This window comes from Chromobacterium sp. LK1 (assembly GCF_001043555.1).
In the GTDB taxonomy this organism is placed as follows: domain Bacteria; phylum Pseudomonadota; class Gammaproteobacteria; order Burkholderiales; family Chromobacteriaceae; genus Chromobacterium; species Chromobacterium aquaticum.
This window is the reverse complement of sequence record NZ_LDUI01000017.1, coordinates 1-26,610: the sequence shown is the minus strand read 5'-3', so window position 1 is coordinate 26,610 and position 26,610 is coordinate 1. Positions and strand designations below refer to the sequence as shown.

The 26,610-nt window shown below is 65.5% G+C and carries 23 protein-coding genes and 4 tRNA genes; 16 read left to right on the top strand and 11 right to left on the bottom strand.

Annotation, left to right across the window (positions count from 1 at the left end; all coding sequences use genetic code 11):
* The first annotated feature begins 132 nt into the window (after window positions 1-132).
* The 5 genes from queA (at window position 133) to ubiB (ending at window position 4,573) form a co-directional block, all read left to right on the top strand.
* Window positions 133-1,155, top strand: a complete 1,023-nt coding sequence (gene queA, locus VI26_RS08150) for a tRNA preQ1(34) S-adenosylmethionine ribosyltransferase-isomerase QueA (protein WP_048409247.1) — start codon at window positions 133-135, stop codon at window positions 1,153-1,155.
* 28 nt (window positions 1,156-1,183) lie between these two features.
* Window positions 1,184-1,555, top strand: a complete 372-nt coding sequence (locus tag VI26_RS08145) for a gamma-butyrobetaine hydroxylase-like domain-containing protein (protein WP_048409246.1) — start codon at window positions 1,184-1,186, stop codon at window positions 1,553-1,555.
* A 2-nt stretch (window positions 1,556-1,557) separates the two neighbouring features.
* Window positions 1,558-2,292, top strand: a complete 735-nt coding sequence (gene ubiE, locus VI26_RS08140; protein ID WP_048409245.1) for a bifunctional demethylmenaquinone methyltransferase/2-methoxy-6-polyprenyl-1,4-benzoquinol methylase UbiE — start codon at window positions 1,558-1,560, stop codon at window positions 2,290-2,292.
* A gap of 163 nt (window positions 2,293-2,455) precedes the next feature.
* Window positions 2,456-3,040: an SCP2 domain-containing protein gene (locus VI26_RS08135; RefSeq protein ID WP_048409244.1), complete on the top strand. Its 585-nt coding sequence runs from the start codon at window positions 2,456-2,458 to the stop codon at window positions 3,038-3,040.
* A 6-nt stretch (window positions 3,041-3,046) separates the two neighbouring features.
* Window positions 3,047-4,573 carry a ubiquinone biosynthesis regulatory protein kinase UbiB gene (gene ubiB, locus VI26_RS08130; RefSeq protein WP_048409243.1) on the top strand — a complete coding sequence of 509 codons (1,527 nt, stop codon included), beginning with the start codon at window positions 3,047-3,049 and terminating at the stop codon, window positions 4,571-4,573.
* A gap of 1 nt (window position 4,574) precedes the next feature.
* Here the strand turns inward: ubiB and VI26_RS08125 are convergent, their stop codons facing one another.
* The 3 genes from VI26_RS08125 to VI26_RS08115 form a co-directional block, all read right to left on the bottom strand.
* Window positions 4,575-5,987 carry an exonuclease domain-containing protein gene (locus VI26_RS08125; RefSeq protein ID WP_231580977.1) on the bottom strand — a complete coding sequence of 471 codons (1,413 nt, stop codon included), beginning with the start codon at window positions 5,985-5,987 and terminating at the stop codon, window positions 4,575-4,577.
* Window positions 5,988-6,101: 114 nt separating this feature from the next.
* Complete coding sequence (locus VI26_RS08120) at window positions 6,102-7,403, bottom strand: Y-family DNA polymerase (RefSeq protein ID WP_048409242.1); 1,302 nt, start codon at window positions 7,401-7,403, stop codon at window positions 6,102-6,104.
* Between the two features lie 79 nt (window positions 7,404-7,482).
* Complete coding sequence (locus VI26_RS08115) at window positions 7,483-7,740, bottom strand: hypothetical protein (RefSeq protein ID WP_048409241.1); 258 nt, start codon at window positions 7,738-7,740, stop codon at window positions 7,483-7,485.
* Window positions 7,741-8,366: 626 nt separating this feature from the next.
* Here VI26_RS08115 and VI26_RS08110 point away from each other — a divergent pair.
* From VI26_RS08110 to VI26_RS08095, 4 genes are all read left to right on the top strand, one after another.
* Window positions 8,367-8,443 (top strand) — tRNA-Arg (locus VI26_RS08110).
* Window positions 8,444-8,452: 9 nt separating this feature from the next.
* A tRNA-Glu gene (locus VI26_RS08105) sits at window positions 8,453-8,527 on the top strand.
* Between the two features lie 3 nt (window positions 8,528-8,530).
* Window positions 8,531-8,607: transfer RNA gene (locus VI26_RS08100), tRNA-Arg, on the top strand.
* Window positions 8,608-8,616: 9 nt separating this feature from the next.
* A tRNA-Glu gene (locus tag VI26_RS08095) sits at window positions 8,617-8,691 on the top strand.
* Window positions 8,692-8,751: 60 nt separating this feature from the next.
* Here VI26_RS08095 and VI26_RS08090 read toward each other — a convergent pair.
* Window positions 8,752-9,438, bottom strand: coding sequence for a 4'-phosphopantetheinyl transferase superfamily protein (locus VI26_RS08090; RefSeq protein WP_048409240.1), 687 nt, complete (start codon window positions 9,436-9,438; stop codon window positions 8,752-8,754).
* Between the two features lie 164 nt (window positions 9,439-9,602).
* Here VI26_RS08090 and hemP point away from each other — a divergent pair, with 164 nt between their 5' ends.
* The 6 genes from hemP to VI26_RS24965 all read left to right on the top strand — a co-directional run bounded on the left by hemP (window position 9,603) and on the right by VI26_RS24965 (window position 15,724).
* Complete coding sequence (hemP, locus tag VI26_RS08085) at window positions 9,603-9,776, top strand: hemin uptake protein HemP (RefSeq protein WP_048409321.1); 174 nt, start codon at window positions 9,603-9,605, stop codon at window positions 9,774-9,776.
* 82 nt (window positions 9,777-9,858) lie between these two features.
* Window positions 9,859-12,048, top strand: a complete 2,190-nt coding sequence (locus tag VI26_RS08080; protein ID WP_053074317.1) for a TonB-dependent hemoglobin/transferrin/lactoferrin family receptor — start codon at window positions 9,859-9,861, stop codon at window positions 12,046-12,048.
* 60 nt (window positions 12,049-12,108) lie between these two features.
* Window positions 12,109-13,152: a hemin-degrading factor gene (locus VI26_RS08075; RefSeq protein ID WP_048409239.1), complete on the top strand. Its 1,044-nt coding sequence runs from the start codon at window positions 12,109-12,111 to the stop codon at window positions 13,150-13,152.
* Complete coding sequence (locus VI26_RS08070) at window positions 13,142-13,933, top strand: hemin ABC transporter substrate-binding protein (RefSeq protein ID WP_048409238.1); 792 nt, start codon at window positions 13,142-13,144, stop codon at window positions 13,931-13,933. The genes VI26_RS08075 and VI26_RS08070 overlap by 11 nt, the downstream gene beginning before the upstream one ends.
* Window positions 13,930-14,916, top strand: coding sequence for an iron ABC transporter permease (locus tag VI26_RS08065; protein WP_231580976.1), 987 nt, complete (start codon window positions 13,930-13,932; stop codon window positions 14,914-14,916). Before VI26_RS08070 ends, VI26_RS08065 begins: the two co-directional genes overlap by 4 nt.
* Window positions 14,909-15,724: an ABC transporter ATP-binding protein gene (locus VI26_RS24965; RefSeq protein ID WP_048409237.1), complete on the top strand. Its 816-nt coding sequence runs from the start codon at window positions 14,909-14,911 to the stop codon at window positions 15,722-15,724. Before VI26_RS08065 ends, VI26_RS24965 begins: the two co-directional genes overlap by 8 nt.
* A 366-nt stretch (window positions 15,725-16,090) precedes the next feature.
* Here the strand turns inward: VI26_RS24965 and VI26_RS08055 are convergent, their stop codons facing one another.
* The 5 genes from VI26_RS08055 to VI26_RS08035 all read right to left on the bottom strand — a co-directional run bounded on the left by VI26_RS08055 (window position 16,091) and on the right by VI26_RS08035 (window position 22,996).
* Window positions 16,091-16,633, bottom strand: coding sequence for a hypoxanthine-guanine phosphoribosyltransferase (locus tag VI26_RS08055; protein ID WP_048409236.1), 543 nt, complete (start codon window positions 16,631-16,633; stop codon window positions 16,091-16,093).
* Window positions 16,634-16,700: 67 nt separating this feature from the next.
* A complete protein-coding gene (gene galU / locus VI26_RS08050) occupies window positions 16,701-17,573 on the bottom strand; it encodes a UTP--glucose-1-phosphate uridylyltransferase GalU (RefSeq protein WP_048409318.1) in 873 nt (290 codons plus the stop codon).
* Between the two features lie 72 nt (window positions 17,574-17,645).
* Complete coding sequence (locus VI26_RS08045) at window positions 17,646-19,073, bottom strand: tetratricopeptide repeat protein (protein WP_048409235.1); 1,428 nt, start codon at window positions 19,071-19,073, stop codon at window positions 17,646-17,648.
* Between the two features lie 199 nt (window positions 19,074-19,272).
* The gene (gene ligA / locus VI26_RS08040; RefSeq protein WP_048409234.1) at window positions 19,273-21,684 is read right to left on the bottom strand and encodes an NAD-dependent DNA ligase LigA; all 2,412 of its coding nucleotides are present in this window, start codon (window positions 21,682-21,684) and stop codon (window positions 19,273-19,275) included.
* Between the two features lie 127 nt (window positions 21,685-21,811).
* Window positions 21,812-22,996, bottom strand: a complete 1,185-nt coding sequence (locus VI26_RS08035; protein ID WP_048409233.1) for a cell division protein ZipA C-terminal FtsZ-binding domain-containing protein — start codon at window positions 22,994-22,996, stop codon at window positions 21,812-21,814.
* 586 nt (window positions 22,997-23,582) lie between these two features.
* On the opposite strand from VI26_RS08035, the gene VI26_RS08030 reads away from it, so the two are divergent.
* Window positions 23,583-24,050, top strand: coding sequence for a MarR family winged helix-turn-helix transcriptional regulator (locus tag VI26_RS08030; protein ID WP_019103187.1), 468 nt, complete (start codon window positions 23,583-23,585; stop codon window positions 24,048-24,050).
* 96 nt (window positions 24,051-24,146) lie between these two features.
* On the opposite strand, the gene VI26_RS23190 is transcribed toward VI26_RS08030, so the two are convergent.
* Together VI26_RS23190 and VI26_RS08020 are read right to left on the bottom strand one after the other, a co-directional pair.
* Complete coding sequence (locus VI26_RS23190) at window positions 24,147-24,827, bottom strand: energy transducer TonB (protein ID WP_156183801.1); 681 nt, start codon at window positions 24,825-24,827, stop codon at window positions 24,147-24,149.
* 8 nt (window positions 24,828-24,835) lie between these two features.
* Window positions 24,836-26,215, bottom strand: coding sequence for a nitrite extrusion protein (locus tag VI26_RS08020; protein ID WP_053074315.1), 1,380 nt, complete (start codon window positions 26,213-26,215; stop codon window positions 24,836-24,838).
* Window positions 26,216-26,610: the final 395 nt, after the last annotated feature.

The following is a 26,610-nucleotide window of genomic DNA, read 5'->3' as shown; positions in this document are numbered from 1 at the left end:
GCCTGGCAAGTTTTTACCAACTTGCCGAAAATCGATGTTGATTCAGCGCAAATCCCGCCATACCCCGCACAAGCTGATGCCGGCCGGCGGCGGCACGGGTATAATTTGCCCATTCTGAATCTTTTACGTCTTATGCAGCTTTCCGACTTCGACTACCACCTGCCCGAGCAACTGATCGCCCAGCACCCTCCGGCGGAGCGCGGCGCCAGCCGCTTGTTGCACGTCGCCGGCCAAAACCGCGCCGACCTGCGCTTCAGCGACTTCATCGACCACATCAGCCCCGGCGACGTGATGGTGTTCAACGACACCCGCGTGATCAAGGCGCGGCTGTTCGGCGAAAAAGCCAGCGGCGGCAAGGTCGAGGCGCTGATAGAACGCGTGCTGGACGCCCACACCGCGCTGGCCCATGTGCGCGCCTCCAAATCGCCCAAGCCCGGCACCCGGCTGATCTTCGCCGAACGCTGGGAGGCCGAGATGGTAGAACGTCACGGCGAGCTGTTCAAGCTGCGCTTCCTGGCCGAGGACAATCTGTTCGACATCCTGGAAGCTTCCGGCAAGCTGCCGCTGCCGCCTTATATAGAACGCGGCGCCGACGACGAGGATGACGAGCGCTACCAGACCGTCTACGCCCGCGAGCGCGGCGCGGTGGCCGCGCCCACCGCCGGCCTGCACTTCACCGAAGACATGCTGGAACAGCTGCGCGCCAAGGGCGTGCACCTGGCCTACGTCACCCTGCACGTCGGCGCCGGCACCTTCCAGCCGGTGCGCGTGGACAATATCGCCGAGCACAAGATGCACAGCGAAATCTACGAAGTGCCGGAAGCCACCCGCGCGCTGATCGCCGAGGCCCACGTCAGCGGCCGCAAAGTGCTGTCGGTGGGCACCACCAGCATGCGCGCGCTGGAATCCGCCGCGCGCGGCGGCGAACTGGCGGCCGGCTGCGGCGAAACCGACATCTTCATCACCCCGGGCTACCGCTTCCGGGTGGTGGACCGCCTGCTGACCAATTTCCACCTGCCCAAGTCCACGCTGCTGATGCTGGTGTCGGCTTTCGCCGGTTACGAGGAAATGCGCGCCGCCTACCAGCACGCGGTGGAGCGGGAATATCGCTTCTTCAGCTATGGCGACGCCATGCTGCTGGAACGCAAAGACTGATACGCGGCTTGACCGTTTAGGAGCACCCATGTCCGGACTCACCCCTGGCGCAGCGGCGCCGCAGGAAATCCAGCTGCACGCGGTATCGCGCGTGCTGGAAATCAGCTTCGACGACGGCGCGCGCTTCGAACTGCCCTGCGAATACTTGCGCGTCTACTCGCCTTCGGCGGAAGTGCGCGGCCACGGCGCCGGCCAGGAAGTGCTGCAAGTGGGCAAGCGCCATGTCGCCATCACCGCGCTGGAGCCGGTGGGCCATTACGCGCTGAAGATCACCTTCGACGACGGCCACGACAGCGGCCTCTACAGCTGGCAATACCTTTACGAGCTGGGCGCCAAGCGCGACCAGTACTGGCAGGATTACCTCAACCGCCTCGCCGCCGCTGGCGCGAGCAGGGAGTGACCATGGACAAGACGACCCACTTCGGCTTCAAGACCGTTGCCGAAAGCGAAAAAGCCGCCAAGGTGGCCGATGTGTTCCACTCGGTGGCCAAGAAATACGACGTGATGAACGACCTGATGTCCGGCGGCCTGCACCGGGTGTGGAAGCACTTCACCCTGACCACCTCCGGCGTCAAGGCCGGCGACAAGGTGCTGGACATCGCCGGCGGCACCGGCGACCTGTCGCGCGGCTGGGCCAAGCGCGTGGGCAAGAGCGGCGAAGTGTGGCTGACCGACATCAACAGCTCGATGCTGACCGTGGGCCGCGACCGCCTGCTGGACGACGGCCTGGTGCTGCCGGTGTCCTTGGCCGACGCCGAGAAGCTGCCCTTCCCCGACAACTACTTCGACGCGGTGTCGGTGGCTTTCGGCCTGCGCAATATGACCCACAAGGACGCGGCGCTGAAGGAAATGTGCCGGGTGCTGAAGCCGGGCGGCAAGCTGATGGTGCTGGAGTTCTCCAAAGTGTGGAAACCGCTGTCGCCGTTCTACGACTTCTACTCCTTCAAGGCGCTGCCGGTGATGGGCAAGCTGGTGGCTAACGACCCCGACAGCTACCAGTACCTGGCCGAATCCATCCGCATGCATCCCGATCAGGAAACGCTGAAGCAGATGATGCTGGACGCCGGCTTCGGCAAGGTGGATTACCACAATATGAGCGGCGGCGTGGTGGCGCTGCACAAGGGCTACAAGTTCTAAGAACCTGTTTACGATCTGCCGCGCGCCAGCGGAGACCTTGCGCGAGCGTCCGCTTCGAAATACTGATGCAGCGCACGGAGACTCCACGCCTGGTCTCGCCTAGCTCACGGGATCGTGAACACGCTCCAAGCCCCCCTTAACCATCCACGCACGGAGACAGCGCATGGGCATCCAGATAGCCGCATTCAACCACCTGTTGAACCAGCACCCGGCGGTGCGGGCGGAACTGGCCGCGCACGCCGGACGGCGCATCGCCGTGGCGCTGCCGCCGCTGCAAGTGGCCGGCGTGCTCACCGATGAAGGCTGGCTGGCCGCCTGCGAGGGCGAGCCGGAAGCCACCGTCCGCCTCAAGCACGCCGCCGCGCTGGCGGCGGTGGCCGGGCGCGACCCGGCGCTGAACGATGTCCAGTTCAGCGGCGACGCCGAACTAGCCGCCGCCGTCGGCCGCCTGCTGGGCCGCCTGCAATGGAACGCCGCCGAGGACCTGTCGCGGCTGGTGGGCGACACCGCCGCCCAGCGCGCGGAAACCCTGGCGCGCGGCCTGCTCGGCTTCAAGGGCCAAGTGGCCTGGCGGCTGGCCGCCAACTGGGTGGAGCACCTGCGCGAGGAAACGCCGGTGCTGGCCAGCCGCCGACTGGTGCAAGGCTTCGTCGCCGAAGTCGACGCGCTGCGCGACGACGCCGGCCGCCTGGAAAAACGCCTGGCGCGGCTGCGGGCCGCGCTGCAACAAGAACAGACAAAGGCCTGACGGCACATGCGGATTTCGCGCTTCTTCAAGATCGTTTCCACCTTCTACCGCTTCGGCCTGGACGACTTCCTGGAAGGTCACTCCAAACTCGGCATCGTCCACAAGCTGTTCGGCCTGCTGCCGCTGCGCCGCGACACCAGCGCGCCGCTGCCGCAACGGGTGCGGCTGGCGCTGGAAAGCCTGGGCCCCATCTTCGTCAAATTCGGCCAGGTGCTGTCCACCCGCCGCGATCTGCTGCCGCCGGACTACGCCGACGAACTGGCGCGGCTGCAAGACCGAGTGCCGCCCTACGACGGCCTGCTGGCGCGCGAGGTGATTGAACGCAGCCTGGGCCGCAAGGTCGACGAACTCTACCTCGACTTCGACAACACCCCGGTGGCCAGCGCCTCGGTGGCCCAGGTGCACAAGGCCTGGCTGCGCCAGCCCGATGGCGGCCGCGGCCGCGAAGTGGCGGTCAAGGTGCTGCGCCCCGGCATCCAGCCGGTGATCGAGCAAGACCTGGCGCTGATGGCCACGCTGGCCGGCTGGGTGGAAAAACTGTTCACCGACGGCAAGCGGCTGAAGCCGCGCGAAGTGGTGGCCGAGTTCGACAAATACCTGCACGACGAACTGGACATGATGCACGAGGCCGCCAACGCCTCGCAGCTGCGCCGCAACTTCAAGAACTCGGACATGCTGATCGTGCCCGAGGTGTTCTACGACTACACCAGCCGCGACGTGCTGACGCTGGAATGGATGCACGGCATCCCGGTGGGCCAGGTGGACCGGCTGCGCGAAGCCGGCGTGGACCTCACCAAGCTCAGCCGCTACGGCGTGGAAATATTCTTCACCCAAGTGTTCCGCCACGGCTTCTTCCACGCCGACATGCACCCGGGCAATATCTTCGTCGCCGCCGACGGCCGCTACATCGCGCTGGACTTCGGCATCGTCGGCACCCTGACCGACACCGACAAGCACTACCTGGCGGTCAACTTCCTCGCCTTCTTCAACCGCGACTACCACCGCGTCGCCACCGCCCACATCGAATCCGGCTGGGTGCCGAAAGACACCCGCGCCGAGGAGCTGGAAGCGGCGGTGCGCACCGTGTGCGAACCCATCTTCGAAAAGCCGCTGTCGGAAATCTCCTTTGGCATGGTGCTGCTGCGCCTGTTCGAAACCAGCCGCCGTTTCAATGTGGAAATCCAGCCACAACTGGTGCTGCTGCAAAAGACCCTGCTCAATATCGAAGGCCTGGGCCGCCAGCTGGACCCCAACCTGGACCTGTGGGATACCGCCAAGCCCTTCCTGACCAAGTGGATGAACGAGCAGATAGGCTGGCGCGGCCTGCTGCGCACGCTGAAGCACGAAGCGCCGCAATGGGCCACCACCCTGCCCACGCTGCCGCGCAAACTGAATGACGCGCTGTCCTCCGCCAACAGCGAGTTGCTGATCAGCGGCTACATCCAACTGATGCGGGAACAGAAGCGCCAGAACTGGCTGCTGGCGCTGATCGCCATCCTGCTGGCGGCCTTGCTGTTGAAAAACTGGCTCTGACTCACAGCTCGCGCAGCGCCGTGCCCTCCGCCGGCTTGCGCAGCCAGCCCTCCAGCAGCTTGTAACTGTCCAGGTCAAAGGACGGCGCGCCCTCCAACGGGCCGCCGTCGCCCTGGCGCGAACCCAGATAGCACCAGCGGTCGAACACATGCTCGGCGCGCTCGCCGGTCACCTCATCGGTTTCCACCACCGCGATCGCGCCGGCGAACGGCCAGGCCTTCACCTTCAGCTTGGCCAAGGCGCCCAGCAGCCGGATATTGTGCACCTCCGCCGGCTCGCGGCCGATGCAGGCGCCGCGGCAGCGGCCCAGCTTCAAAGCCGCGCACGGCGCGCCCTTGCGGCTGGTCACCGCCTCCACGCCCAATACCGACTGACACAGCGCGTTGCCCAGCGCGATTTCCGCCAGGATCTTGCGCGCCTCGCGCGCATGGCGGAACAAACCGTACAAATCCGCGGTGCGACTGAAATCCAGCTCGCGCGCGTACACCACCTTGGGACGGGTGAAACCGTCCGCCTCCTCCAGCTGGATGGAACACAGCTCCGGGCTCAGCTTGCCGCGGTGATTATGCTGCGGCTTCAAGGCGTGGATCAGCCGCAGTTCCAGCAAATGCGCGCCGAACTCGCCCAGTGTCTCCTGCCACTCCACCCGGCCGATGGGCTCGCCGATATGCACTTCGCGGCTCTTGCCGCCGCCCTTGACCGCGGCGAAATGCGCCAGCACGCGGGTGCGCAGATTGCTGCCCTTGCCCACGTACAAGGGCTTGCCGTCCTCGCCGTACAGCGTGTACACCCCCGGCACATCCGGCAGCAACTCCAGCTGCTCCTGCAAGGCCGCAGGCAGACCGGCCAATTCCGGCGGCGCGGCCAATACCGCCGCCATCGCCGCGCCCACGGCCGCCGCGCCCAGCTCCTGATTGGCGATGCCGAGGAAACGGTGCACCGCCTCCGCGTCCGCCAGCGCCCGGTGCCGTTCCGGCAGGCGGATGTCGTGGCGCTCGATCAAGCTATCCAGGCTGTGCTTGAAAAACTGCGGATACAAGCGGCGCGACAGCTTCACCGTGCACAGCGACTGGCTCTGGAAGCGCAGGCCGGCGCGGCGGAATTCGTTCTTCAAAAAGCCATAGTCGAAACGCGCGTTATGCGCCAGGAACAGGCGGCCGGACAACATCGTCAGCAAGCGTTCCGCCAGATCGGCAAAGCTCGGCGCCGCCGCCACCATGGCGTCGGAAATGCCGGTCATGTTCTCGATAAAGGGCGGAATGGGCTGGCCGGGATTGACCAGGGAGCTGAAGCGCTCCACCCGCTCCCCGTCGATCAGGATCACCCCCACCTCGGTGATGCGGTCGCGGCTGATGTGGCCGCCGGTGGTTTCCAGATCGACGATGGCGCAAGGCTGGGCAAACAGAGGATTCAATATCTCGCTTTCGGAGGCGACGCGCGGCTCGCGGCGCGGGGACTCATGGGGATGCTGATTACACTATAGCCGCCGGCGGCCGGCGACATCGATCGCGGCATTCTACCGCAAGCGCTACTTCGCCTTCACCACCGGCACCTCATTCCAACGCGTGGTATAGGCCGGCGACAGCAAATCCTGCTTCATCTTCCAGCCCTGCTCCAGGCCCTCGGCCAACAGCTTGACCGTGCCGCGCCCCATGCGGCGGTTGATCGCATCCATCGCCGCCATCAGGCGCTGGCTCTTCTCATCCTCCGCCGGCCCGGCGAACAGATCACCCTGCGCCTTGTCCGCGTCCACTAGCTGCCAGGCCATCACCCCGCACTTCTGATAAGCGGCGCCGGGCCGCCACAAGCGCTCCAGCGCCAACAAGGCCGCCTTCACCAACGCGCGGCTGTCGGCGCTGAGCGGCAGCAGCGGCACCACCTCGCTATCGCTCTGCACCGTGCCCAGCTGGTACACGCCGCGCTGCAAACTCACTTGCAGAAAAGTGGCCAGCGAGCCCTGGCGCCGCAAGCGCTCCGCCACCATGGCCGCGTGCATCGCCACCGCCTCGCGCGCCTCCTCCAGCCGCGTCACCTTGTGGCCGAAGGAACGCGTGGACATCAAGGACTGCCGTGGTGGCAACGCCTCTTCCAGGCTCAGGCAGGACAGGCCGTCCAATTCGTCGGCGATGCGCGCCACGGTGACGCCGAAACGGCGGATCAACCAATCCCGGTCCGCCTCCACCAGCGCCGCCGCGTGGCCGATGCGCTCCAGCCGCAGCTTGGCCGACAGCTTGCGGCCCACGCCCCAGATCTCCTCCACCGGCACCATGGCCAGCAAGGCCAGCCGCTCGCTCGCGTCCAACGCCTGCAAATTCATCACCCCGTCGCGGGACGGGTCCAGCTTGGCCAGGTGGTTGGCCAGCTTGGCCAAGGTCTTGCTGGGGCCGATGCCGACGCACACCGGCAAGCCCAGGCCGCGCAACATCGTGTCGCGCATCTGCTGCGCCAGCCGCGTCGGTTCCGGCTCGCCGCTGATGTCCAGGAAGCATTCGTCTATCGAATACACCTCCTGCGCGCGCGCGAAGCCGGCCAGCAGACGCATCGCGCGGCCGGACAAATCGCCGTACAGCGTGTAGTTGGAGGAAAACACCGCCACCCCCAATTGCTCCAGCCGCGCCCGCTGCTGAAAATAAGGCGCGCCCATCGGCACGCCCAAGGCCTTGGCCTCGGCCGAGCGCGACACGATGCAGCCATCGTTATTGGACAGCACCACGATAGGCACGCCGGCCAGACGCGGATTGAATACCCGCTCGCAGGAGGCATAGAAGGAGTTGCAATCGACTTGGGCGTAACAGGATGGCATGGCGGCGCGCGGCGGCTTGGGGATCATTGCAGTGTAGCGCCTGAGCGCGGCCGCGCGCGAGCGCGATCATGGGGCGGCAGGCGCCGCCCCTTTACGGTTCAAGCGATCAGGCCTCGCGCAGGCTGCGCGCCGTCTCTTCGCGGATCAGGTCCAGCGCATTGTGATACTCGTCCAGCGCCCAGCGCGCCAGCCGGCAAACCCCGGCGGCCTGGGCGCCTTCCTCCGCCTCCGCCTGCGTGCCCAGCCGCGTCGCCACCTCCAACGCCGGGCGCAGCATTTCCAGGGCTTCCAGCCCCAGTTGGCTGGCTTCCAATACGCGGCCCAGCAATTGCTGCCGCGTCACCGTTTCGCACGCTTGACTCATGGTCTGCCCTCCTGTGACGAGGACTTCGGATTAAAAGAAAGGGAAAGGGAAAGGGGAAAAGGGAAGAATCGCATCGCGGCCTCCATGTCGTTTCCTGAGAGAAGGCCTGCCCGGACAGCAGGTTTGAGCAGGCACGTGACAAGGGTAGAAGACCGGTTTACTAGACCAAGACCGGTAGCCACAAGGGCTCCTTGCCACGGCCTGCCCCGAATGAGCATGACGTGGCAGCAGGCGTAGCTGTATCCAGTCGGACGCGGCTAGCCTGCGGTCTAGTAATTCGATTGGGCTTCTACTCCCGGCGCAGCGTTATTCGGCGCAGCGCGAGGCTCAGGGTACTGAGGCGGGCCGGGAGCGTCAAGAGAACGCGGGCCCCAAGGCAAGCCAGGAAACAATGCTTGAGCAGTCCCCCGCCGCCCGAGGCACGCAAAGGTTCGAGCCGAAGATTTCGCCCCCCGTCTGATCTCAATGAAAACAGACGCGCGATCCCGCCTCCCTGTTGGCCCGGCACGACAACCGCGGCCGGCCCATGCGCGGCCGGCTAAATTTTTTTGGAAAAAGGATTGACACTTAAAAAGCGAATCTATAGTATTCCGCTTCTCGCAAGACACAACGTCTCGCGAAACAGCGCACCCGTAGCTCAGTTGGATAGAGTATCTGGCTACGAACCAGAGGGTCGGGCGTTCGAATCGCTCCGGGTGCGCCACAACTTAGTGTCCCTATAGTTTAGCGGTTAGAACACCGCCCTTTCACGGCGGTAGCCGGGGTTCGATTCCCCGTGGGGACGCCACTAGCACCCGTAGCTCAGTTGGATAGAGTATCTGGCTACGAACCAGAGGGTCGGGCGTTCGAATCGCTCCGGGTGCGCCACAATTTGAAGTCCCTATAGTTTAGCGGTTAGAACACCGCCCTTTCACGGCGGTAGCCGGGGTTCGATTCCCCGTGGGGACGCCAGCATTAGCAAAAGCCCGTCATGGCAACATGGCGGGTTTTTTGTCATTCCGCCGCCCCGTTTCAGCGCTCCGCCCAGGCCAGCGTGGCCGCATAGCCCTCCGGCGCGGGCAAGGCCCAGGCCCGCGTCGCCGGCCAGCGGTCAGGTTCGGCAATGCTCAAAGGCAGTTCGCCCCGCGCCAGTCCGGTGGCGGCGAATGCGGACAGATGCTGGGCAATGCCCACGCCCCAGGCTTTCAACACCGCTTCCTTAATGGTCCACAACTGAAAGAAGGCCGCCACGTCCTGGCCGTGCCGGCACAATTCCAGCTCCTCCGGCCGCAGCGTCTGTTCCGCCAGCGCCGGCACGTCGCGCATGGGCTGCACCGTTTCGATGTCCACGCCCACCTGGCCGCCACGCGCGATGGCGATCAACGCGTAGGCGCCGGAATGCGACACATTGAACACCGGCGCGCCGGGCAGGCTCAAGACCGGTTTCCCATGCGCGCCCAGCTCAAACATCAGCGCGTCCGGCGCCAGGCCGGTTTCTTGCGCCAGCAGCCGCCTTAAGGCCAGCCGGGTCAGCGCGAACTGCAACTGATTGATGGTACGCAGATAGCGCAGGCAGCGCTTGCGCTCGTCCTGGCTCAAGCCCGCCAGCAGCGCCTCGTCCACCGGCCAATCCACATCCAGCCGCACGCGATACAGGCGCAAGGCCTGCGGCGCGCCCGCCGGGCTGGGCAAAAGCTTGATCAAAGCGTTCAGGTCCATCCGCCTCTCCGCGCAAAAACCGCCATTATCCCCGGCCAGCGCCGGCTAAGCCATGCCGTTTTGTGACCGCCGCGCCACAGCCTCGCCCCTTTCGCTCGCCTCAAGGCCTGTTCCAGGTTGAATTCGATAATGAGAATCGTTACCATTTGGCCATGGATAAATTCATGCACGCCCACACCGCCTCCAAGCCCGGCACCGGAACCAGCGCTGCCAGCCTGCCCCCGGTGCTGCGCAGTTGCGAACTGTTCGCCAAAGGCAAGGAAATCCTGATCGAACATCAGGGCGAAATGTATCGCTTGCAACTGACCCGCAACGGCAAGCTCATCCTGATCAAATAGGTCCCAGACCACACACACCGCAAGCCAGCCAAGACTAGCCAGCCAGCGGAAGCACCCAACCTTTAGGAAGTTTGGAGTTTCCATGGCCTTATTTCGCGCCACCCCCTTGGTTCTGAGCCTGGCCGCCGCCTGGCCCGCGCTGGCGGCAACGCCGGCGGAACTGGAGACCGTTCAGGTCACCGCCCACCGCAGCAGCAAGTCGCTGGCGGAAACCGCGCCCAACGCCAGCGTGATCTCGCGCCACAAGCTGGACGAGCAACTGGTGCGCGATATCGCCGACGCGGTCAAATACGAGCCCGGCGTGGAAGTGGCCACCGATCCGGCGCGCCGCGGCAATGCCGGCTACACCATCCGCGGCATAGACGGCAACCGCATCCTGATGCTGATCGACGGCATCCGCCTGCCGGAATCCTATGCCGGCGGCGGCAACAATAGCGGGGCCATCTCCGGCCGCGATTACGTGGAACTGGAAACCCTGCGCGCCATCGACATCGTCAAGGGCCCCACCTCCAGCCTTTACGGCTCCGACGCCATCGGCGGCGTGGTCGGCTACCGCACCAAGACCGTGGACGATTTCGTGCCGGAAGAGCAAGGCGTGGGCGGCAGCGTCAAGGGCTTTGGCGGCACCGCCAACAATGGCTGGGGCAGCAGCGCCGGCGTGGGCGTCAAGGGCGAGCGCGCCGATCTGATGCTGCTCTACACCCACCGCAACGGCCACGAAACCGACAACCAGGGCAATAACGACAGCAGCAGCACGCTGCGCACCAAGCCGAATCCGCAAAGCTGGGATAGCGACAATGTGCTGGCCAAGCTGGGCTTCAAGCCGGCCGCCAATCAGCGGCTGGAGCTGACGCTGGAACATTACCGGCGCGACACCGACAGCAATCTGTTGAACTCTTTGGGTCCCGGCCCGCGCAACGCCTACGTCGTCACCAACAATCAGGCGCAGGACCGCACCCAGCGCGACCGCGCGTCCTTGGCCTGGGAAGGCAAGCAGCTCGGCGCCTTCGACCGGCTGGCGGTGAAAGCCTATTATCAGAAGCTGGACAACGCCGACACCAATACCGAGTGGCGCAGCAACGGCCTGCGCATCTTGTCCGACTACGGCTTCAAGCAGGACAGCTACGGCCTGACCCTGGAAGCCGAGCACAACTTCCAAGCCCTCTCCGCCGAACACCAGCTGTTGTGGGGCGCGGACTTGAGCCGCACCGACACCAGCCGTCCGCGCCTCAAGACCCAATACAATCCAAACGGCAGCACCAGCAATATCGTCGGCGGCGAAACCTACCCCAACAAGACCTTCCCGGACAGCCGCTCCGAGCGCATCGGCCTGTTCGTCCAGGACGAGATCAAGTTCGGCAACGGTCTGGTGGCGTCTCCGTCGCTGCGTTGGGATCACTACAAGATGACGCCGCAGCTGGACCAAGCGTTCGCCAACGGCAATCCCAACAACTACCAGGTGCCCACCTTCAAGGACAGCGCCTTCTCACCCAAGCTGGGTCTGAGCTTGCCGTTCGCCGATCACTACACCGGCTTCCTGCAGTTCTCCTCCGGCTTCCGCGCGCCGCCGTTCGACGACGCCAATATGGCGTTCACCAACCCGATTCAGCGCTATCAAGTACTGCCCAACCCCAACCTCAAGTCTGAAACCAGCCGCGGCGTGGAACTGGGACTGAAAGGCCAGTGGGACAGCTTTGACTTCGGCCTCACCGCCTATGCCAACCGCTACAAGGACTTCATCGATCTGGCCGACATCGGCATGATCAACGGCCTGTCCGCCTTCCAGTACCAGAACATCGGCGAAGTCGAGATCAAGGGCGTGGAAGGCCGCGCCGCCTGGCGCTTCGCGCCGAGCTGGCGCGCGATGGCGTCCATCGCCTACACCCATGGCCAGAACAAGCAGAAGAACGAGCCGCTGGCCAGCATCACCCCGCTCAACGCCACGCTGGGCCTGCGCTACGACCAGGCCAGCTTCGGCGGCGAGGCCTTGCTGAAACTGGCCCGAGCCAATACCCGCCTGCCGAATATTGGGGCTCTGAGCGGCGGTCAAAGCCAGTCCTCGTTCCAGGCCCCCGGCTACGCCGTGCTGGACCTGACCGCTTACTGGAAGCCAGCCAAGAACACCACGCTGCGCGCTGGCGTGTTCAATGTCTTCGACCAGAAATACTGGAAAGCCGCCGACGTGCGCGGCAAGCCCAGCAGTGACCGCACGCTGGACCTGTTCACCCAGCCTGGCCGCAACCTCAGCGCCAGCATCGAATACACCTTCTAACCGCGAGCGCCCGTCCCGTGGCGGGCGCCCGCTTTTGATCGCTCCAAGGAGAACCCGAATATGACCGACTTCAGCCAGCTGTGGGATCGCTTCCAAGTCCTGAAAGCCAGCCAGCCGAAACTGCGCGCGCGCGACGCCGCCGACGCGCTGGGCGTCAGCGAGGCCGAACTGGTGGCCGCCGATCCGGCCAGCCAGGCCTTGCAGCCGCATTGGAACGACATTCTCAGCCAGATCGCCCATCTGGGTCCGGTGATGGCGCTGACGCGCAATCACGCCTGCGTGCATGAAACCACCGGCGATTACCGCAATGTGCAGATCGACGGCAAGATAGGCCTGGCCATCAACCCTATCATCGATCTGCGCATCTTCCTGTTCCATTGGCAGCATGCCTTCGCCGTCACCACGGCCAACGCGCGCGGCGAGCAGCGCAGCCTGCAGTTCTTCGACCGTTTCGGCGAGGCGGTGCACAAGATCTACCTGACCGCCAATAGCGATCTGGCCGCCTACCAGCGCCTGGTGGACACCTTCGCCACGCCCAAGGCTGCGCTGAGCATAGACCCACAGGAAGCCGAGGCGGCGGAGTTGGACGACGAGGCCATCGACAAGGCCGGCTTCCAGCAGGAATGGCAGAGCTTGCAGGACGTGCACGCCTTCCATCCCTTCCTGCGCCGCTGGGGCGTGTCGCGCCAGCAGGGCTTCCGCCTGGCGCCGGAAGGCCAGGCCTGGCGCGTGCTGCCGGAAGCGGTGGAGCAGCTGCTGCGCCGCGCCGCCCATATCGAAGCCCCCATCATGGTGTTCGCCGGCAACCGCGGCATGATCCAGATTCACACCGGTCCGGTGCGCAATGTGCAGATCGTCGGCAACTGGCTCAATGTGCTGGACCCGCACTTCAACCTGCATCTGCGCACCGATCTGATCGCCGAGGCCTGGGTCACTCGCAAGCCGGGCGATCACGGCGTGGTCACCTCGCTGGAGCTGTTCGACGATAAGGGCTTGTCGCTGGCCACTTTCTTCGGCGAGCGCAAGCCGGGCCAGGCGGAACGCGTGGAATGGATCAAGCTGCTGGGCGAGCTGCCGGCACTGGAGCGCGCCGATGTCGCCTAAATTCGCCTTCGCCGCCCTGCTGGGCCTGGCTGCCGCGTTGCCCGCCTGGGCGGTACAACGCATCGTGGTAATGACCCCCGACATCGCCGACATCGTGGTGGCGCTGGACGCCGGCAAGGAAGTCGTCGGCCGCGACCGTTCCAGCAAGTCGCCGGCGCTGGCTCAGGCGCAGGTGGTGGGCTTTTCCCGCGCGCTGAACGCCGAAACCATCGCCCGGCTCAAGCCCACCCTGGTGCTGGGCAGCGCCGAGGCGCAGCCGCCGACGGTGTGGACCCAGCTGCGCCAGTTGCAGGTGCGCGCCGAGAAGGTGACGCGCCGCGAGGACGGCGCGGACTTCGCCGACGCGATCCGCAAAGTGGGACAACTCTTGGGCCGCGACGCCAACGCCCAGCAACTGGCCAGCCGTTGGCAGCGCGAGATGGCGCCGCGCCCGGCGCGCGGCGTGCGCTACCTGGTCAGCTACGACGGCCAACTGGTGGCCGGCCGCGACACCGCCGCCGACACCCTGATCCGCGCCGCCGGCGGCGTCAACGTCGCCAGCCAGCTGTCCGGCTTCAAGCCTATGGCCCGCGACGCCTGGCAAAGCCTGCAACCCGACGTGATCATCCTGGGCAGCCACACCGGCGCGGTGCATGGCGGCAAGGAGGCCTTCTCCAAACGGCCGGAGATCGCGTCCACCCCGGCCGGTAAGCAGGGCCGCATCTATCTGCTGCCGGCCAAGGACGCGATGATGGTGGGACTGAACAGCCCGGCGGTGGTCGAGCAAATGGTGAAGATGTGAGCACGCTGAGCATGGAAGCCGCCGCGCCCAGCCGCGCTCGCTGGCTGCTGTTGGGCCTGATCGCCGCCAGCCTGCTGCTGCCGCTGTTGGCCTTGTCCAGCGGCGGCAACGGCCTGGCCTGGCCGGACTTCAGCGATCCGCTGCTGACCCAGTTGCGACTGCCGCGCATCGCCGCGGCGCTGGGCGTGGGCGCGGCGCTGGCCGCCAGCGGCGCGGCCTTGCAGGCGCTGTTTCGCAATCCGCTGGCCGACCCCGGCCTGATCGGCACTTCCAGCGGCGCGGCGCTGGCCGTGGTCAGCATGCTGGCCATCGGCGCCGCCGGCCTGTCCTTGCCGCTGGCCGCCTTCGGCGGCGGCCTGCTGGCCACCTGGCTGATCCTGCTGCTGGCGCGATTGGTGCGCGGCGGCCTGGCCGGCCTGCTGCTGATGGGCCTGGTGGTGGGCGCTTTCTGCGGCGCCATCACCAGCCTGATGATTTTCATGTCCGACGACCTGACCCTGCGCGCCGCCACCAGCTGGCTGGCCGGCAATCTGTCGTCGGCTACGTCGGAACGCCTGCTGGCCTGCCTGGGCGTGGCCGGCCTGGGGCTGTTGATCCTGGCCGCGGTCGGCCGCGATCTCGATTGCCTGCTGCTGGGCGAGGACGCCGCTCAGTCGCTGGGCATAGATGTGCGCCGCACCCGCCGCCTCACCGCCGTGGGCGCGGCGCTGGCCACCGGCGGCGCGGTGGCGCTGTCCGGGGTGATAGGCTTCGTCGGCATGATGATTCCCAATGCGCTGGCGCTGGTGCTGGGCGGCTGCCGCCGCCGGCTGATCCTGCTGTCGGCCTGGGCCGGAGCCTTGTTCTTGCTGGCGGTGGACACGCTGGCGCGCACCATAGCCTGGCCCATCGATCTGCCGGTGGGATTGATGGCGGCATTCGCCGGACCGCCGTTCTTCGTCTGGGTGTTCCGGCGGCAACAAAGGAGTCTGATCAATGGCTGAAACCACTACCCTGTGCGTGCGCCAGCTGGCCTACGATATCGGCGACAAGCGGATTCTGGACGGCATCAACCTGGACCTGCCCGCTGGCCGCGTCAGCGCGCTGCTGGGACCCAACGGCGCCGGCAAGACCACGCTGATGCGCCTGCTGGCCGGCCTATCCACGCCCGGGGCCGGCGCGGTGCGCTTGGCCGGCCAATGCGTGGGCCGCATGGACGCGGCGGTGCGCGCGCGCCGCATCGCCTGGGTGCCGCAGCACATCCCCTCCGGGATTCCGCTGACGGTGCGCGAATTCGTGATGCTGGGCCGCATGCCCTATCTGGGCGCGTTCTCCCGCCCCAAGGTGGAAGACAAGAGCGCGGTGGCCGACGCGCTGGCCACGGTGGAGCTGGACGATTACGCCGACCAGCGGCTGGATCACCTGTCCGGCGGCGAGCGGCAGCGCGCGGCCATCGCCCGCGCCTTGGCGCAGCAGGCGCCGGTGCTGTTGCTGGACGAACCCACCAACCATCTGGATCTGCGCCACCAGCACCGCCTGCAACAATTGCTGCTGGAGCTGTCGCGCCAGGGCAAGACCGTGGTGCAGGTGCTGCACGACCTGGCGCTGGCGGCCAGCTATGCCGATCATGTGGCCTTGCTGGAGCAGGGCCGGCTGGTGGTGGCCGGCGCGCCGGAGCAGGTGTTGACGCCGGAACGACTGCTGGCGGTCTACCGCTGGCCGGTGCGCTTGCAGCGCAGCGGCAATGACTGGCAGCTCAACGCCGCCTTGGCGCAGGCGCAGCAGCCCGCGGCGCTGGCGGCCGGCGCCTAGAGCCTGTTCATAATCTGCTGCGCGTCGGCGGGATGGATAGGTAAAGGGCGTTGAAAACAGCTTCGAAATGCTCATGTACCACTTGGGCATTCCGCTTTCTCAGCCGCAACGCCTTGTCTCGCCCTAGCTCGCGAGGCTTTGAACAGACTCTGAGAACCTGTTTACGATCTGCTGCGCGTCGGCGATACTGCGTTGAAACCGAGCTCAAAATGCTCATGTACCACTTGTACATTCCGCTTTTTCGCCCGTTTTCGCCTTGTCTCGCCTTAGCTCGCGAGATCGGAAACACGTTCTTAGACTAGGTCCAAAAATAAAAACCCCCGGCTTGCTGACGCGAGCCGGGGGTTTTTCGCGATCTGGCCGCGCTTATTTCAGCGCGTAGATAGCCGGCAGATTGCGCCAGGCGCCGCGCACGTCCATGCCGTAGCCGAATACATAGCGGTCCGGCACGTCCAGGCCGACGAAGTCCGCCAGCATCGGCTTTTCCTTGCTGATCAGCTTGTTGGCGAACACGCCGCTGTAGAAGGCCTTGGCGCCCATGTCCATCACTTTGTCGCGGATCGCCGCCATGGTGTGGCCTTCATCCAGAATGTCGTCCAGCACCAGCACCACGCGATCGCGCACGTCTTCCTTGGGCGCCTGCTTCCACACCAGTTCGCCGCCCTGGGTCTTGTCGCCATAGCGGGACACGTGAACGTAGTCGAAGTCCAGCGGGAAGGCCAGGCGCGGCAGCAACTGACCGGTAAACACCACGGCGCCGCCCATCACGGACAATACCAGCGGGTAGGTTTCGCCCAGTTCCTTGGTGATTTCCACCGCCATACGGTCGACGGCCGCGCTGACTTCCTCGGCGGTGAACAGCACGTCGGAACTGTTGATCAGGCCACGGGCCTCGGCAATATTGGGCATGATGCCTCCTTGATTCACACGTACAAACGCCGCTCTTCATGACAGAGCGGCGTGATTGAGAAAACGATTAGTTCCTGGCCAGCGACTGCAGATAGGCGGCGAACTCGGCGCCGACCTCGTGATGCTGCAAGCCGTAATTGACCGTGGCTTTCAGATAGCCCAGCTTGGAGCCGCAGTCGTAACGCACGCCCTTGAACGGCAGCGCCAACACCGGCTCGTCCTTCATCAGCGCCGCGATGCCGTCGGTGAGCTGGATTTCGCCGCCGGCGCCGGCCGTGGTGTTGACCAGCTTGTCGAAAATGCGCGGGGTCAGGATGTAACGGCCCACCACCGCCAGATTGGACGGCGCCACTTCCGGGCGCGGCTTCTCCACGATGTGTTCCACTTGCTGATGGCCGCGCGCGTCCGGCGCCACCTTGACGATGCCGTAGGAGCCGGTTTCCTCCGGCGCCACGGTTTCCACCCCCAGCACCGAGGTATGGGTTTCGTCGAACAGCTTGACCATTTGCTCCATCGCGCCCGGCGCGCCTTCGATCAGGTCGTCGGCCAGGATCACCGCGAACGGCTCATTGCCCACCACCGGCCGCGCGCACAATACCGCGTGGCCCAGGCCCAGCGCCTCGGTCTGACGGATGAAGATGCAGGACACCGACGGCGGGATGATGCCCTGCACCGTGTCCAGCAGCTTTTGCTTGTTCTTGTTTTCCAGTTCGGTTTCCAGCTCGTAGGCCTTGTCGAAATGGTCTTCGATCGAACGCTTGTTGCGGCCGGTGATGAAAATCAGCTCGGTCATGCCGGCGGCGATCGCCTCTTCCACCGCGTACTGGATCAGCGGCTTGTCCACCACCGGCAGCATTTCCTTGGGGCTGGCCTTGGTGGCCGGCAGGAAACGGGTACCCAGCCCGGCGACGGGGAATACCGCTTTCGTGATTTTTTTCATGCCCATTCTCGTTAACAAGCGTTGACAGCCGCGCATTCTACCGCGCCGCGGCCCGCTGGTGAAAGTCCCGCCTTACAAAGCGGCGGCAAATCGCTGAGCCAGCGCTTGCGCCACGCCTTCCAGCACCGCATCCCAAGCGCCGGCCTCGGCCTGGCGCCAGACCCGCATCGAGTCGTACCACGGCGCGCGCTCGCCGGCGGCCAGGAAGAAGGGCGCGCTTTCCGCGCGCATCAGCACCCAGACCGGCTTGCCCATCGCCCCGGCCAGGTGGGCGACGGCGGTATCGACGGTGATCACCAGATCCAGCTCCGCCACCCAGGCGGCGGTATCGGCGAAATCGTTCAGGGCCGGCGTGCTCAACAAACCTTGCAAGGCCGAAGGCGTCGTTCCCGGCTGCAAGGACACGAAGTCGATGCCGGGCAGCCGGCACAAAGAGGCGAAGTCCTCCGGCGGCACCGATTTGTGGCGGCGCCAATGATCGGCCTTGCCCACGCCCCATTGCCCGCTCTCCCACACCACGCCGACGCGTGGACGGCCGCCGCCGCGCGCCGGGACCGCGACCGCCGGCACCGCGCTCAGATAAGGCTGGCCGGACAGATTCTCCAGCGTCACGCCCAGTGCGCCGGGCAAGGACATCAGCGGCAGTTGCCAATCGAAAGCCGGCGCGGCCTCCGCTTCCAGCAGTTCGATGCCGTCGAATTGAGCGAACAGGCGATGAAAGGTTTTGGGGCAGGCCAGCAGCAGGCGCGCCCGCGGATGCTCGGCCCGCAGCCGCGGCAGGAAGCGCGCCATCTGCAGGCTGTCGCCCAGGCCCTGTTCCGCCCACAGCAACAGGACGGACGCGTCCAGTGCCTGGCCCTGCCAGCGCCGTTCACGGTGACGCGGCTGCAGGATGGCTTCCCAGCGCGCCTCATAATACGGCCAGGCCTCGGCGTAGCGGCCGGCCAGCAATAGCGCGATGGACAGGCTGAAGCGCAGATTGGCGTCGTTCGGGTCCAGCTCCAAACCGCCTTGCAACACGGCGATGGCGTCGTCCAGCAGCAAGGCGCAGGTGCAGGCGTAGCCCAGGTTGTTGCAGCGCGCCGGGCTGGCTCCGGCCAGCTCGATGGCGCGCAGATGGCAGGCGATGGCGTCCTGGTATCGCAGCCGATGCTGCAACACCACGCCCAGATTGCTCCAGGCGTCGACATGCTCGGGCTCCGCCGCCAGGGCCTCGCGCAGCAACGCTTCCGCCAGCTCCAGCTCACCCAACTCCTTGAGCAGCACCGCCAGATTGCATTTGATATTGACCGACTGCGGATTGAGCGCGGCGGCGGCCAGGTAGTCGTCCAGCGCGCGCGCGCTGTCGCCCTGACGCAAGCGGGCGTTGGCGCGGTTGGCCAGCGCTTGCCAATCCTGCGCATTCAAGCGCAGGCATTGACCAAACGCCTGCTCCGCCTCGCGCCAGCGGCCCTCCGCCGCCAATCGGTTGCCTTGTTTGAAGGCTTGGTCCGCCGTCATCTGTTCCGTTCCTTCTTAAAAATACCTGCCACGAAAACCCCAAAACCGATTTAGCCACGGAAGCATACGGAAGGGCACGGAAGGCAAACCCTTTAGCCACGAAATCCACGAAAACAACAGCAGCCTTTGGTTTGGTCCGTGTTTTTCTGTGTGCTTCCGTGGCAAAAAACATTTCCCGCCGAGGCTACAGGCTCTTAAGTCACTCTCCGGCCAGCAAGGCTTGCAAGCCGGCCTCGTCCAGAATCGTCACGCCCAGTTCTTCCGCCTTGGCCAGCTTGCTGCCGGCCTCCGCGCCCGCCACCACGTAATGGGTTTTCTTGGATACGCTGCCGGACACCTTGCCGCCGGCGGCTTCTATCAATTCCTTGGCCTGGTCGCGGCTCAGTGTCGGCAAGGTGCCGGTCAGCACCAGGGTCTTGCCTTCCAGCACGCCGGCCGCCGCCGCTTGCGCCGGCAGCGCCGCCAGGATCTCGTCGACCAGGGCGGCGAGCGCGCACAGGCTGTCGCGCTTGCCCGGCAGGTCCAGCCAATCGGCCAGCGCGTTGATCACCTCGGCCGGCAGTTCCAGGTCCAGCAAGGCGCGCCGTTCGCGCCCGGCCAGCGCGGCCAGGCCGTCGATCTGCCCCGCCAGCTGTTGGCTGCGCACCTCGGTCAGACGCGGGATATCCAGCCGCGCCAACAGCGCCGCCGGCAGCAAACGCTCGGCCAGGCGCGGCGACGGCGCGTGCTCGTCGGCCGGCGTCACATGGCTCAACAAGGCGTCCAGCGCGGCTTCGTTATTGGCTTCGGCGAAAAAGTCCGCCAGCGATTCCGCCACCACGCCGCCGATGTCCGGCAGCGCGGCGAACAAGGCCGCCGGCGAGCGACGGACCAGGGCCATCGTTCCCAGCCAATCGGCCAGGGTCTTGGCGGTGGATTCGCCGACATGACGGATGCCCAGCGCGAACAGCAACCGCGCCAGCGGCGGCCGTCGGCTGGCGGCGATCGCCTCGATCAGGTTTTCCGCCCATTTGCTGGCCACCTTGCCGGCCTTGACGGTTTCCGGGGTCACGCCCTCGTCCTCGTCGGCGCGGCGCTTCATTTCCAGCAAGTCTTCCAGCGTCAGCCGGTACAGATCGGCCACGCCGCGCACATAGTCGTACTCCACCAGCTTGTCGATATAGCGCTCGCCCAGGCCGTCGATGTCCATCATGCGGCGGCCGGCGAAATGCTGGATCGCCTGGCTGCGCTGCGCGCGGCAGGACAGGCCGCCGGAGCAGCGCGCCACCGCCTCGCCCTCTTCGCGCACCACATGGCTGCCGCATACCGGGCAAGTACTGGGCAGCCGGTAGGCCGGATATTGCGCTTCGTCGAACAAGCCGCCATCCGCGGCCGGCTGCATGGGCCGGCGCTCCATCACCACGGACACCACTTCCGGAATCACGTCGCCGGCGCGGCGCACGATCACGGTGTCGCCCACGCGCACATCCTTGCGCCGCGCCTCGTCCTCATTGTGCAGGGTGGCATTGGTGACGGTGACGCCGCCGACGAACACCGGCTTCAGCCGCGCCACCGGGGTGATGGCGCCGGTGCGGCCCACCTGTTCCTCGATCGCCTCGACCTGGGTCAAGGCCTCCTCCGCCGGGAATTTGTGGGCGATGGCCCAGCGCGGCGCGCGCGACACAAAGCCCAGTTCGTCCTGCAAGGCGCGCTGATTGACCTTGTACACCACGCCGTCGATGTCGAAAGGCAGGCCGGGGCGGCGCTGCTGCACTTGTTCGTAATAACCGATCAAGCCATCCACGCCGCGCACCACCGGCCGCAGGTCCTCGGCCACCACCGGGAAGCCCAGTTCCCGCAACCAGGCCATTTCTCCGCTGTGGCTGGCCGGCCAGTCCGCGCCCTCCACCTGGGCGATGGCGTAGGCGAAGAAGGATAGCCGGCGCTGGGCGGTAATGCGCGAATCCAGCTGACGCAGGCTACCGGCGGCGGCGTTGCGCGGATTGGCGAAGGTCTTGTCGCCGCGCGCGACCTGCTCGCGGTTGAGCTTGTCGAAATCCTGCTTCAGCATCAGCACCTCGCCGCGCACTTCCAGCAGGCCGGGCGTGGCCGCGCCGGCCGGCAGCCGCAGCGGAATCGCGCGCACGGTGCGGATATTCTCGGTGACGTTCTCGCCGGTCACGCCGTCGCCGCGGGTGGCAGCCTGAACCAGCATGCCGTCGCGGTAAAGCAGGGAAATCGCCAGGCCGTCGAACTTGGGCTCGGTCGCGTACTCCACCTCGGCGACGTCCAGGCCTTTGCGCACCCGCTCGTCGAACTGCAGCAGCTCTTCATGGCGCAGTTCGCGCTCGCTCAGCTGCATATCGGAAAACGCGTTGGACAGCGACAGCATCGGCACGCTGTGGGTCACTTGCTGAAATTCGTCCAGCGGCGCGCCGCCGACGCGACGGGTAGGCGAATCCGCGCTCGCCAGTTCCGGATGCTCCTGCTCCAGTTGCTGCAGCTCGCGGAACAGGCGGTCGTATTCGGCGTCCGGCACGGTGGGAGTGTCCAGCACATAGTATTCGTGGCCGTAGCGGTTCAGCAGTTGATGCAGTTCGGCTACGCGCTGTTGCGGGGTTTGGGCGGTCATGTTCAGTCGGACTCAAACAGAAAAAGCCGGCGTGGCGCCGGCCTTGGATACGGAGGATTATCGAGCGGGCCTATCACCCCAGTGTAGCGGCTGGACAGCAAGGCGACACCAGGGCTTCCCGCCGGGTTCAGGCAAACAGTCTCAGCGCGGCCACGCTGCCGGGGGCGATGCCCCGATCGTCCATGCTGCCGTAGATGTGCAGCAATTGGTCGCGGATGCGGGTCAGGCCGGCGTCGGACAGCGGACGGCGGTTGTCGTCCACCAGTTGGGCGTCGAACTCCTGCGCCAGCTGGCGCGCGAAGTAAACGGCGCGGTCGAACACCTCGACGCCGCCGGCCACGCGCGGCACGTCGAACAACAGCGTCAGCGCCGGGAAGGATTTGTCCAGCAAGGTGTGGAAGGTGAACGGCATCTGGTCGGCCGCCATCAGGGAATACAGGGTATTGCCGGAATCCGCCAGGTAATGAAAGGCGCCGTCCGGCTCCAGCTGCAGGCCGGCCGCCTCGGCGAAGCTGCGCAGGCGGGTGCCTTCTATCGGCCCCTGCGGCACGATGTTGATGCCGATCAGCACGTCCACATCGGCGCAGAAACGGTCCAGTTCGCGCGCTGCCACCAGCTTTTGCTGGCGCTGCGGGAAACTGACCGCCGCGTCGTGCTCCTCGGCGAAACGCGACACCTGCTGGCAGAAGCCGGCCAGTTCCTGTTCGGTGACCGCGCCGCTGCGGTCCACCATCTGCATGCTGACGTTGATCTGCTTGTAACGGGTGCCGGGCAAGGCCTCGGCTGGCTTCCACAGGCCTTTCTCGGTGCGGCCGATCAACTGGGTGCGCTTGCCGACGTTGAAGCGCGGAATCGCCGCCAGTTCGTGCGGCGCGTGGAACACCACTTCGGCGATGAAATCCAGCGACGGGTCCAGCATCGCCACCACCAGCGCCTGGTGATCGGCGGAATCCATCTGCTGAACCTCTTCTTCCTCTTCCACAACCGGTACCGCGTCGAAAACCGCCTCGCGTGGCCGCGCGGCTTCCTGTCGCTCCGGCTCCGCCGGCGGCAGTTGCGGCTCGAAATAAGCGGCGGCGTAATCGTCCGGCTCCGGCGCGGCATCCACCAGCACCGGCTCCATCCGATCCTGCTTCACGCCGTCGCGCACATTGTTCTTGGGCACGTCCAGCAATACATCGTCATGACCGCCGCGCGTAAAGGCCTGGCGAGTCTTCTTGCGAAAACGCCATTCCTGAAAAGCATTGAATCCATATACCAGGGCGATGACCGCTCCGCCCAATATCAATACACCAATCTGTAATTCGCTCATCAGCCAGTCCGCATTAAGGCGAATAATCGAAGCCGTCGGCAGCCTCATCGCCGCGCGCCGGCGCATCTTTCGATGCGCGATGCGGCGTCTTTCGGCAATGGCCAGGCCGACAGCCTCCCTTTAAGTATTCGGCAACAAAACCGTTCGAATCTGGCGTTTCGGCCAGTCGTGAACGGCGATAGACCACGGTTATTATAACGAAAGCCTCAGCTTGCGCATCATTTGGCAGCAATTTAGCCGTAAATGCCTTGCCGCCAACATAAATACAAGCCGGGGCAATAGCTGATGCGGGCAGTTTGGCGTTTCAAACCAGGATCACAACCTGAATTGGATGCCGAATCGCCCCTGCTGGTTCCATCGCCTGGTTCGAAACTGCCGCAGCAGGCCGTTCAGCACCGCGCAGCCGGCCCGCCTCGAGTGGGCCGAATGGAAGCGGAACGTCATTTCAGGGCTCATAAGGTCCAACAGATGACATTTCTGACAGGGGCGCTCTGGAATATCTCGTGCCAGAATATTTCGTGTTCATGCAAATGAATGAATGATTCCAACCGTCTTAACACTGCTTAGGAAAGCAAGGGATAGATCGATGAAAAACACTTCTCAAGCCAGTTTCCTTCCGGTGGTCCACGAGCTGGCGCGCACCTACCAGGCGTTTGAACAGTTTGCCAGCCAGCACATTCGTCAGTTGGGCTTGACTCCGCCGCAATTCGACGTGGTCGCCACGCTGGGCCACAGCAAGGGCATGAACTGCAAGGAGCTGTCCGACCGCACGCTGATCACCAAGGGGACGCTGACCGGCGTCATCGACCGGCTGGAAGACAAGGGCCTGGTAACGCGCACCATGCAGCCGAACGACCGCCGCAGCGTGTTCGTGTCGCTGACCCAGCACGGCGAGCGGCTGTTCGACCAAGCCTTCCCCGCCCATATCGACTATATGCAGATCGCCTTCAAGCGCTTCGGCGAACATGATCTGTCCGGCTTCTGCCAGGAACTGGGCCGCCTGCGCGAAGGCTTCAGCCTGGCGCTGGAAGAGCAAGAAGAAGTCACCGCCTAGGCCAAGCATGCGCTAGGCGCCCTCACCCGGCGGCGAAGCGCGGCCCCCACATTGCGGAGCCGCTCTCGCCGCCATTGCTTTGGCGCCGGTCCACGCTCAGCGTCTCTCAAAGCGCACCGGCACCGTCAACACCGAATCCACCGGCTGGCCATTACGCTTGGCCGGCACAAAGCGCCACCCCTCCACCGCGGCCTTGGCCGCCCGGTCCAGCCGCGGATAACCGCTGCTGGCCGCCACCGTCACTTCGCTGGCGCGGCCTGCGGCGCTGACCCCGACCCGCAGCATCACCGTGCCCTCTTCGCCGTTTTCCCGCGAGCGCTCCGGGTATTCCGGCTGCGGATTGCGCAGATATTCGGCCCGGTACAGCGCCACGCTATCCTGTCCGCCTGCCCTTGCCGCTCCGGAAGCGCCTTGCGCCGACGCCAAGCCGGCCGGCTCGCCTTCCCCAACGCCGGAGCCGCCTCCGACCACCGCCGGCAACGATGGGCGCTGCTGCGACGCAGCCTCGGCCGATTGCGCCGCCGGCCGCGCAATCGCCTTGGCAGCGGGAACGGACTTGGGCTGTGGAGATTGACGGCGCTCGACCGGCGGCGCTTTGGCTGCTTCCGCCCCCGCGCCATCGGGAACGCCGGCGGCCGGCGGCGCCGGCAAGCTCAGCGTCAGCACCGCCTGGCTGACGGGGGGGCGCGATGCGAACGGCCGCCAGCAAAACAAGAGCAGCGCGTGCAGCAGCAAGGACGCCAGCAAGGCCCAAGCCCACCCCGGTCGCGCGCGCATCCCGCGCCTCAGCAACGCATCCGGCTGCCCGGCCGGCTGTATTGCCACCAAGCCACCAGCATGGACACCAGATAAAAAACGAAGAACATGCCGAAGGCCGGCAGGAAGCTGCCGAAAGCGGCCAACGCGCTGCCAAAGGATTTGGGAATCACGAAACCACCGAAGGCCGCCATCACCGAGCTGACATTCATCGCCGACGCGCCACGGCGGCCGCCGCGCGCATAGGCCTCGGCGACGTTCAGGCCGGTGGCCTTGGCCTGCTGGCCGGCCTGCAACAGAAAGACCTTGGGCGCCAACTGGAAAGATGAGCCGTTGCCAACGCCGGCGGCGAAGAAAATCAGCTGGAACATCGCCAGGAACAGCCAGAACGAACCGCCGCTGCTGGCGGTGGGCATGCTCAGGTAAACGCCAACGGTGGCCAGCGCCATCACCCCATTGCTGAGCATGGTGGCGATGCCGCCGCCGATGTGGTCGCCCATCCAGCCGCCCAGCGGCCGCGACAGCGCGCAGATCATCGGCCCGATGAAGGCGTAGGGCGTGACGTCGATCAGCGGAAACATATTGCGCGCCAACAGCGGGAAGGCGGCGGCGAAGCCGAGAAAGGTGCCGTAGCTGCCCATGTACAGCAGGCAGATATACCAGGTGTGCGGATCTCGCATCGCGTCCAGCTGATCATGCGGCGTGATGCGCAGCTTGGGCAGGTCATGCGCGTAGAGCAGGCAGGCCAGCGCGATGACGACGATGAAGGGCAGCCACAGATAGCCGGCGTTCTGCAGCCACACCGGATGCACGGCGCCGCCGACGCCCCAGATCTGCGGCATGCCGCCGGCCGCGCCGAACAAGGGCAGCAGGATGGCGACCGGAATCGCCAGCTGCGCCACCGACACACCCAGATTGCCAAGGCCGGCGTTCAAGCCCATCGCCAGCCCCTTGGCCGCCTTGGGGAAGAAAAAGCTGGTATTGGACAGATGCGAGGCGCTGGCGCCGCCGCCGATGCCACATAGGCCGGACACCAGCAGCAGAATGGGAAAAGGCGTCGAAATATCCTGCACCACCGCGGCCACGCCCACAGCCGGCAGCAAGAGCAGCAAGGTGGAAATCCCCAGCCACAGGCCGCCGCCCACCCAGCTCCATATCCAGGAGTACAGCAAGCGCATCAAGGCGCCGACCAGCGGCGGTATCGACACCAACAGGAACTGTTGCTGATTGCTGAGCGCGAACCCCACCGCCGGCAGGTTGACCACCACCATGCTCCACATCATCCAGATATTGAAGTTCAGGTGCAGCGACAGGATGGACAGCCAGAGATTGCGATTGGCGATACGCCGGCCGCGGCGCAGCCAGAAGATAGGGTTTTCAGGTTCCCAACGCTTGATGCTTACGGTCATGCCACTCATCCAGCAACGATATCGCCCGACGGCCGTTGCCGCCGGGAAGCTGCGCAGTATGCCAGCCGCGCGCGCGGCCTAGTTTGCGCGCCGTCAAACTGTAACTGACGGCAATAGTCCGCGCCAGCCCGTTTAAACGATGGCTAACAAACCCGGCGGGTGCCAGGCGGGCTTTGCCACCGGCAGTAGCCGGTTGTCGGATACCAAAGACCTTGCGGCTGAAAAAGCGGAATGTACACGTGGTACATGAGCATTTCGAAGCGGGTTTCAACGCCGTATCGCCGACGCGCAGCAGATCGTAAACAGGTTCTTAGAACCTGTTTACGATCTCCGGAGCAATAGAGCCAGGAAAGCCAAGTGGATGAACTGCAAGCTGGTATTCAGCTTCCGCTCGC

What these genes read in the sequence shown, in the direction of transcription:
- queA (WP_048409247.1), top strand. Translation starts at nt 133, where the DNA reads ATGCAGCTTTCCGACTTCGACTACCACCTGCCCGAGCAACTGATCGCC.
- VI26_RS08145 (WP_048409246.1), top strand. Translation starts at nt 1,184, where the DNA reads ATGTCCGGACTCACCCCTGGCGCAGCGGCGCCGCAGGAAATCCAGCTG.
- ubiE (WP_048409245.1), top strand. Translation starts at nt 1,558, where the DNA reads ATGGACAAGACGACCCACTTCGGCTTCAAGACCGTTGCCGAAAGCGAA.
- VI26_RS08135 (WP_048409244.1), top strand. Translation starts at nt 2,456, where the DNA reads ATGGGCATCCAGATAGCCGCATTCAACCACCTGTTGAACCAGCACCCG.
- ubiB (WP_048409243.1), top strand. Translation starts at nt 3,047, where the DNA reads ATGCGGATTTCGCGCTTCTTCAAGATCGTTTCCACCTTCTACCGCTTC.
- VI26_RS08120 (WP_048409242.1), bottom strand. Translation starts at nt 7,403, where the DNA reads ATGATCCCCAAGCCGCCGCGCGCCGCCATGCCATCCTGTTACGCCCAA.
- VI26_RS08115 (WP_048409241.1), bottom strand. Translation starts at nt 7,740, where the DNA reads ATGAGTCAAGCGTGCGAAACGGTGACGCGGCAGCAATTGCTGGGCCGC.
- VI26_RS08090 (WP_048409240.1), bottom strand. Translation starts at nt 9,438, where the DNA reads ATGGACCTGAACGCTTTGATCAAGCTTTTGCCCAGCCCGGCGGGCGCG.
- hemP (WP_048409321.1), top strand. Translation starts at nt 9,603, where the DNA reads ATGCACGCCCACACCGCCTCCAAGCCCGGCACCGGAACCAGCGCTGCC.
- VI26_RS08080 (WP_053074317.1), top strand. Translation starts at nt 9,859, where the DNA reads ATGGCCTTATTTCGCGCCACCCCCTTGGTTCTGAGCCTGGCCGCCGCC.
- VI26_RS08075 (WP_048409239.1), top strand. Translation starts at nt 12,109, where the DNA reads ATGACCGACTTCAGCCAGCTGTGGGATCGCTTCCAAGTCCTGAAAGCC.
- VI26_RS08070 (WP_048409238.1), top strand. Translation starts at nt 13,142, where the DNA reads ATGTCGCCTAAATTCGCCTTCGCCGCCCTGCTGGGCCTGGCTGCCGCG.
- VI26_RS24965 (WP_048409237.1), top strand. Translation starts at nt 14,909, where the DNA reads ATGGCTGAAACCACTACCCTGTGCGTGCGCCAGCTGGCCTACGATATC.
- VI26_RS08055 (WP_048409236.1), bottom strand. Translation starts at nt 16,633, where the DNA reads ATGCCCAATATTGCCGAGGCCCGTGGCCTGATCAACAGTTCCGACGTG.
- galU (WP_048409318.1), bottom strand. Translation starts at nt 17,573, where the DNA reads ATGAAAAAAATCACGAAAGCGGTATTCCCCGTCGCCGGGCTGGGTACC.
- VI26_RS08045 (WP_048409235.1), bottom strand. Translation starts at nt 19,073, where the DNA reads ATGACGGCGGACCAAGCCTTCAAACAAGGCAACCGATTGGCGGCGGAG.
- ligA (WP_048409234.1), bottom strand. Translation starts at nt 21,684, where the DNA reads ATGACCGCCCAAACCCCGCAACAGCGCGTAGCCGAACTGCATCAACTG.
- VI26_RS08035 (WP_048409233.1), bottom strand. Translation starts at nt 22,996, where the DNA reads ATGAGCGAATTACAGATTGGTGTATTGATATTGGGCGGAGCGGTCATC.
- VI26_RS08030 (WP_019103187.1), top strand. Translation starts at nt 23,583, where the DNA reads ATGAAAAACACTTCTCAAGCCAGTTTCCTTCCGGTGGTCCACGAGCTG.
- VI26_RS23190 (WP_156183801.1), bottom strand. Translation starts at nt 24,827, where the DNA reads ATGCGCGCGCGACCGGGGTGGGCTTGGGCCTTGCTGGCGTCCTTGCTG.
- VI26_RS08020 (WP_053074315.1), bottom strand. Translation starts at nt 26,215, where the DNA reads ATGACCGTAAGCATCAAGCGTTGGGAACCTGAAAACCCTATCTTCTGG.